Origin of the sequence: Nonomuraea mesophila (genome assembly GCF_004352805.1) — a bacterium.
Classification (GTDB): domain Bacteria; phylum Actinomycetota; class Actinomycetes; order Streptosporangiales; family Streptosporangiaceae; genus Nonomuraea; species Nonomuraea longispora.
On sequence record NZ_SMLD01000309.1, the window covers coordinates 1 to 4,867 of the forward strand.

Below are 4,867 nucleotides of genomic sequence, written 5' to 3' on the forward strand. Positions count from 1 at the left end.
CACGTCAGCAAGGTCACACGCCCCGAATGCCAGCTCGACAGGTTGTAGAGCTACCCTGAAAGGCGTGAAGGGTCTTGGCGAGCTTGAGCGCAGCATCATGGACATCCTCTGGGCGCAGAGCAGTGCACTGACCGCCCGCGAGGTCGGCAGGCTCATTGCCGACCGCGACCTCGCCCCCACGACGGTGATGACGGTGCTCGACCGGCTCACCCGCAAAGGATTCCTCGAGCGCACCCGTGACGGTCGCGCGTGGAGATATCAGCCGGCGGAAAGCCGCGACGCGTACATCGCTGAGCTTATGCTGGAAGCCTTGGACATGACGGGCGACCGATCGGCCGCCCTGACCCGTTTCGCCCAGGCAGTGTCGGGCACGGAGGCGGAGATCCTGCGAAGAGTCCTCACGGAGCTGGAGGAAGAGTGATCACGGCAGCGGTGCTGGCGGCGCTCGCCACGGCGTGCGCGCTCGGCTCCTGGCGTTTCACCACGGCCCGGTGGACCTCCCGCGCCCCCCGGCTGGCCGTCATCGTCTGGCAGTCCCTCGGCCTCGCCTGGGGGCTCGCCACGACCGGCTCGATGCTCGCCTTCGCCGTCCAGCCCTACGGCACGGGGGTGCTGCAGGGGCTGATCGCGTTCGGGCGGGGCGAGACACCGCCCCAGGCGTGGGACTTCCTGCACGTGCTCGCCCTGATCGCGGGCCTCACCGCGCTGGCCGTGCTGGTGGTCGTGCTCATCATGGCGGGCGTGCAGGCGCTGCGGGCCCGCCGCCGCCACCGCATGGTGCTGGCGCTGATCTCCCGCGACGATCCCGGCGTGCCGGGTGTGCGGGTGCTCGACCATCCCGGCGCCGCCGCCTACTGCGTGCCGGGGCTGCGCTCGCAGGTCGTGGTCAGCGAGGGCGCGCTCAAGCTGCTGTCGGAGGACGAGCTGGCGGCCGTGCTGGCGCACGAGTCGGCGCACGTACGCGAGCGGCACGACCTGGTGCTGCTGCCCTTCGCCGCGCTGCGCAGGGCGCTGCCCTGGTCGAAGGTGGTGGCCGACGCCCAGTCCCAGGTGGAGCTGCTCATCGAGATGGCCGCCGACGACCGGGCCCGCCGCTACTGCTCGCCGCGCAGGCTGGCGACGGCGCTGCTCAGGTTCGGCACGGCGGGCGCCATGCCGACGCCCCAGGGCATGCTCGGCGTGCACGCCCATCACGTCATGGCGCGGGTCGACCGCCTGATCAAGCCGGGTCCCGAGCTGGCCGCGCCGGCCCGCTACGGATTCATCGCGCTCTCCGTGAGCCTGCTCATCGCCACGCCGTTCCTGTGGGTCATCCCGCTCTAGTGCTTGCTGGAGTTAATCACCGCGTTTGCAATTGCAAGCAGCGCGAGGCAGAATACAGGCATGGCACTACCCAAGGTCGGCTCGATCGGCGAGTACATCCGCGAGCAGCGGCAGCAGGCGAAGATCTCGCTTCGCCAGCTGGCTGAGGCGGCGGGGGTCTCCAACCCCTATCTCAGCCAGGTCGAGCGGGGATTGCGTAAGCCGAGCGCGGAGATCCTCAACCAGATCGCCAAAGGTCTGCGCATCTCCTCGCAGGCGCTCTACGTGCAGGCGGGCCTCATCGAGGACCGCGAGCCGCCGAGCGACGTGATCACCGCGATCAGGGCCGACCCGCTTCTCACCGAACGGCAACGCCAGGTGCTGATCGATATCTACGAGTCGTTCCGTAAGGAGGCGCCCGCCGGGGACGAGCAGACCTCCCAGAATGCTCGTCCCCAGCGCGGCCCCGAAACGGACGACGAACCGCTGCCCGAGGAGTTTCGCGCCGCACTTGAGCCCTACGCGACGCCCTCCGGCAACGGCAACGTCACCCAGGAAACCAAGGAAGGTTAACCCATGACGCTCGCTACCGAGGTCAAGAAGCTGACCGAGTCCAAGCCGTTCTACGCCGTCGCGGGTGTCGGCGACTACGCCGTCGAGAAGCTGCGCGAGCTGCCTGAGCAGCTGCAGAAGCTGCAGTCGCGCCGCTCCGAGTTCACCCAGGAGCTCCCGGTCAAGGCCCGCGAGTTCACGCAGGAGCTGCCCGTCAGGGCCCGCGAGGTCGCGGGCAAGGCCGAGGGCCTGGCCAGGGAGCTGCCCGAGAAGGCCCGCGGCTACGCCGACCAGCTGACGCACAGGGCCACCGAGGTCTACGACGACTTCGCCACGCGCGGCCGCAGGGCCGTCAGCAAGGCGTCCGGCGAGGCCGCGCTGGAGCTGGAAGAGGTGTCGGAGGCCGCCGAGCCCGCCACCGCCGAGCCCGTCCGGCCGGCCAGGAAGACCCGCACCACCAAGGCCGGGTCCTGACCCAGCCGTAAGGCCCTTCACGGGCAGTCAGAACGATGGGGGCGCCACCGATCACATCGGCGGCGCCCTCAGCCGTGCGTGGCACCCGCACGAGCGGATCCACGCCGGCGACCGGGTGCCGGGGAAACGGGAACTCGCGTGTGAGTTCGGCCGCGCGCCCATCCCCTGAGAAAGACCGCCCGGTTACCTGCCGTGGAAGGCCGGCGTCCGGCCGTCGCGTGCGGCGGTGAGCGCCTCGACCATGTCCTCGCTCGTGAACGTCAGCAACTCGTGGGCGAGGCCCTGCTCGATCGCCCCGGCCATGGTGTCTTTGAGCAGCCGGTTGACGGCCATCTTGGTGTAGCGCACGGCCAGAGGAGCGCCTGCGGCCAGGCGCCGGGCGAACGCGGTCGCCGCGGGCAGCACCTCGCCGACGGGGCACACGTGCGTGACGAGGCCCAGGTGGGCGGCCTCCGACGCGGTGACGGGATCGCCGGTGAGCAGGTAGCGCTTGGCCAGGGCAGGCCCCATGACCATCGGCCAGATGGCCGCGCCGCCGTCGCCTGCGACGACGCCGATCCGCACATGCGGGTCCGCGATGGCCGCCGTGTCCGCCATGAAGATCGCGTCGCAGAACAGCGCGATCGTCGCCCCGAGGCCGGTCGCGTCGCCGTTGAGCGCGGCGACAATCGGAATCTCGACGTCGAGCAGATCCCAGACGATCCGCCTGGCCACCTGCCGGCCGGCGTCGATCACCGGCAGTCCCTGCTCGCGCTGCCACAGCAGTGAGCCGACCGGATCCTTCAGCCCGGTGAAGAAGGCCGGCCCGGAGCCGGTCAGGACGATCGCTCTTGCTTCGCGCTCCTCACGCAGGTCGTGGAAGAGGCGGCCGACTTCCTCGTGGATGGCGAGGTCCGAGGTGTTCGCCTCGACCGGGTCGCGGAAGAAGACCGTCAGGAGTTGTCCCGTCCGCTCGAAGCGCACGGTGGTGTAGGCATCCGTGTCCATGTCCACTCTCTCTCAAGTCAATAAGGAACCGTTGGGTCCTTCATGTTCCAGTAGTATAAGGAACTCACGGTTCCCAGCAAGGCGGGACAATGGAGCAGACACGACGGCGCAGGGGATCCACGCTGGAAGAGGCCATCGTCGAGGCGGCCTGGGACGAACTGCGCGAGGCCGGATACGCCAAGGCCACCATGAACAACATCGCAAGACGTGCGGGCACCAGCAAGCACGTCCTGTACCGGCGCTGGAAGAACCAACCGGAGCTCTTCCTCGCAGCGCTGAAACGCTTCGCCGCCACGGCCGAGGTACCGGACACCGGTGACGTACGTGATGATCTGGTCGCTTTGCTGGTGCGGGTCCGGCAAGTGTTCGACCTGCTGCCCAGCGATCTCATCAGCGGCCTCATCACCGACAGCCGGAACGATCCCGCCGTGTTCGACGAGGTGCGGACCTATGTGATGGGAGAGGGTGTGCACGATGTCACGCGGGTCATCCTGCGGCGCGCGGCCGACCGGGGCCAGATCGAACCCGGCCTGCCGGGCGCACGCATCCTCAGGCTGCCCATCGACCTGCTACGCAATGAATATCTGATGTCACGCGGGCCGCTGCCGGCCGATACGGTGACCGAGATCATCGACGACATCGTCATGCCGCTCCTCCGGCCGGCCGCACGGCGATGACCCGCCGGCAAGCGATCTCGGGGTCGCGACGACCCCGGGAATCCGCCTGCGGAGGCGGGCCTTTCCGCTTCCGGGGTGCCCGCGCGCCAGGGGCGCCTATTAGGCTGAAGCCGATTTCCTCGCGGCGTATAGGCGGAGCCAACGACTATGAATCTGATCAACGGTGTGTTCAACCTCTTGTTCCTGGTGCTCGCCGCCGTCATCTTCGGCATGTCGGTCTACGCGCTGGTGCACGCGCTGCGTGTCCCGACGAACGCGTTCGTCTCGGCGGGCAAGCTGAAGAAGAACCTCTGGCTGCTGATCCTCGTGCTGGCCACGTTGTTCTCCGCCGGAGGTGCGTGGAGCTACTTCAACGCGTTCCTGATCGTCGGCGACGCCCAGTTCATCGGCATCGGCATCGGCATCTTCTCGATCGCGGCGGTGATCGCGGCCACCGTCTACATCGTCGACGTGAAGCCGGCCGTCAAGGGCATGGGCGGCGGGCGCGGCGGCAACGGCCCCTACGGGCCCTGGTAGTCACACCAGCCGCGCCGCCAGCCAGGCGGCGATGCGCTTGTGCCCGGCGGCCGTGGGATGCACGCCGTCGGGCAGCACCGCCTCCGGCGGCCAGCGCGTGGACATCGGGTCGAGGAAGGTCACGTCGTTGCGCCGGGCCACCCGCACCAGGGCGTCGCGCACCGCGTACGCCTTCGCCGGGGCGGTGTCCAGCCAGATGGGGCCGACCATGACGATCGTGGTGTCCGGCCAGTGGCCGCGTACGACGTCCAGCAGCCGCTCGGCGGCCCGCTCCACGCGGGCCGGACGCCAGCGCCGGTCGTTGTGGCCGCCCGAGATGACCAGCACGTCGGGGGGCGGCCGCCACGACAGCTCCACCT

The 4,867-nt window shown here is 69.3% G+C and carries 8 protein-coding genes; 6 read left to right on the top strand and 2 right to left on the bottom strand.

Annotated features, from left to right (window positions below):
- The first annotated feature begins 64 nt into the window (after positions 1–64).
- Genes E1295_RS47045 through E1295_RS47060 form a run of 4 tightly spaced genes read left to right on the top strand, consistent with a single transcriptional unit; the run spans position 65 to position 2,328 of the window.
- Complete coding sequence (locus tag E1295_RS47045; protein ID WP_132337141.1) at positions 65–421, top strand: BlaI/MecI/CopY family transcriptional regulator; 357 nt, start codon at positions 65–67, stop codon at positions 419–421.
- Entirely contained in the window at positions 418–1,323 is a 906-nt protein-coding gene (locus E1295_RS47050; protein ID WP_132641741.1) for a M56 family metallopeptidase, read from the top strand. Before E1295_RS47045 ends, E1295_RS47050 begins: the two co-directional genes overlap by 4 nt.
- 60 nt (positions 1,324–1,383) lie before the next feature.
- A complete protein-coding gene (locus E1295_RS47055) occupies positions 1,384–1,875 on the top strand; it encodes a helix-turn-helix domain-containing protein (protein ID WP_132641743.1) in 492 nt (163 codons plus the stop codon).
- 3 nt (positions 1,876–1,878) lie between these two features.
- Positions 1,879–2,328 (top strand): hypothetical protein, encoded by a 450-nt coding sequence (locus E1295_RS47060; protein ID WP_132641745.1) that lies wholly within the window; start codon positions 1,879–1,881, stop codon positions 2,326–2,328.
- Positions 2,329–2,511: 183 nt separating this feature from the next.
- Here the strand turns inward: E1295_RS47060 and E1295_RS47065 are convergent, their stop codons facing one another.
- A complete protein-coding gene (locus tag E1295_RS47065; protein ID WP_132641747.1) occupies positions 2,512–3,315 on the bottom strand; it encodes an enoyl-CoA hydratase/isomerase family protein in 804 nt (267 codons plus the stop codon).
- Positions 3,316–3,404: 89 nt separating this feature from the next.
- Between E1295_RS47065 and E1295_RS47070 the strand changes: the two genes are divergently transcribed.
- Both E1295_RS47070 and E1295_RS47075 read left to right on the top strand, forming a co-directional pair.
- Positions 3,405–3,992, top strand: coding sequence for a TetR/AcrR family transcriptional regulator (locus tag E1295_RS47070; protein ID WP_132641749.1), 588 nt, complete (start codon positions 3,405–3,407; stop codon positions 3,990–3,992).
- Between the two features lie 147 nt (positions 3,993–4,139).
- On the top strand, positions 4,140–4,508 hold the full coding sequence (locus tag E1295_RS47075; RefSeq protein ID WP_132641751.1) for a DUF2516 family protein: 369 nt from the start codon (positions 4,140–4,142) through the stop codon (positions 4,506–4,508).
- Here E1295_RS47075 and E1295_RS47080 read toward each other — a convergent pair.
- On the bottom strand, positions 4,509–4,867 hold a 359-nt coding region (locus E1295_RS47080), incomplete at its 5' end, for an SGNH/GDSL hydrolase family protein (RefSeq protein WP_166427780.1). It lies immediately after the preceding gene.